This window comes from Stenotrophomonas sp. HMWF003, assembly GCF_003061285.1.
Classification (GTDB): Bacteria; Pseudomonadota; Gammaproteobacteria; order Xanthomonadales; family Xanthomonadaceae; genus Stenotrophomonas; species Stenotrophomonas maltophilia_AP.
On sequence record NZ_QAIW01000349.1, the window covers coordinates 1 to 1094 of the forward strand.

A 1094-nucleotide genomic window follows, 5' to 3' on the forward strand; every position below is an offset into this window, starting at 1 on the left:
CACCGAGCACGACGCGATGATGGCGTTGATCCGCAAGAAGCTGCGCAGCGATTTCAACTTCCCGAAGAACGCGTCGCGCTACTTCGGCGTGCCGGCGGTGTACTCGCTGGAGAACGTGAAGTACCCGCAGGCCGACGGCACGGTATGCGGCATCCGCCCGAACCTGGGCGCGGACGCGGCACTGAAGCTGGACTGCGGCGCCGGCCTGGGCGCGGCCACCCACATCACCGGCGCCTTCGCCTTCGCCGCCGTAGGCAAGGCGCTGGAAATGCTCATGAAGCCCAAGAAGAGCGCCACCCCCGCGTAGCGCTGAGCGCCGGTCAGCTGCGGGGACACCCGGAACTGCCGCACACGCGGTAGAGCTGACCGTTGGTCAGCGGTGGCGGGTAGAGCTGACCATTCCTGGTAGAGCTGACCGTTGGTCAGCTGCGACGGGTAGAGCTGACCATTCCCGGTAGAGCTGACCGTTGGTCAGCTGCCGGGAAACCCGGCACCGCGCACCCCGGGGTTGGGTTGCCGAGTGTGAGCGGCCGGTTTCCTGGACGCTGACCAACGGTCGACACCACCAACAGCAGCCGACCAACGGTCGGCTCTACCGCGTGGGGAGGGTCGGTGTGCGTGTGTCGTCATGGCAGGCCGAACAGCCGCTTCGCATTCGCCGTGGTCTGCGCGGCAATGTCCTCGGCCGGCTGCCCGCGCAGCCGCGCCACCGTCTCCAGGATCACCGGCAGGCGTGCCGGTTCGTTGCGCTCGCCGCGGATGCCCGCGTCGGGCTGGTCGGGCGCGTCGGTCTCCAGCAGCAACTGCTCCAGCGGCATCGCTGCCACCAGCCGCTGCAGGCGCTGGGCGCGGTCGTAGGTCAGCGGGCCGCCCAGGCCCAGCAGGAACCCCAGCTTGTGCAGCTGCGCGGCCTGTTCGGGGCTGCCCGGGAAGCTGTGCACCACGCCGCGCAGGCCGCCCACCTGTTTGATCGCGGCAATCACCGCATCCACCGCGCGACGGGCATGCACGATCACCGGCAGGTCGAACTCACGCGCCATCCGCAGCTGCCCCATGAAGTACTGCTGCTGCAGCTCCGCGTCCAGCCCCGCCAC

Annotated in this window: 1 protein-coding gene and 1 pseudogene; one reads left to right on the plus strand and one right to left on the minus strand. The window is 69.3% G+C overall.

Annotated elements, in window-relative coordinates:
- Nucleotides 1-307, plus strand: a pseudogene (locus tag DBR34_RS14055) (tRNA threonylcarbamoyladenosine dehydratase); the annotation flags it as partial.
- A 319-nt stretch (nucleotides 308-626) separates the two neighbouring features.
- Here DBR34_RS14055 and DBR34_RS23175 read toward each other — a convergent pair.
- Nucleotides 627-1094: TatD family hydrolase (locus DBR34_RS23175; RefSeq protein ID WP_258223938.1), on the minus strand; the 468-nt coding region annotated here is incomplete at its 5' end.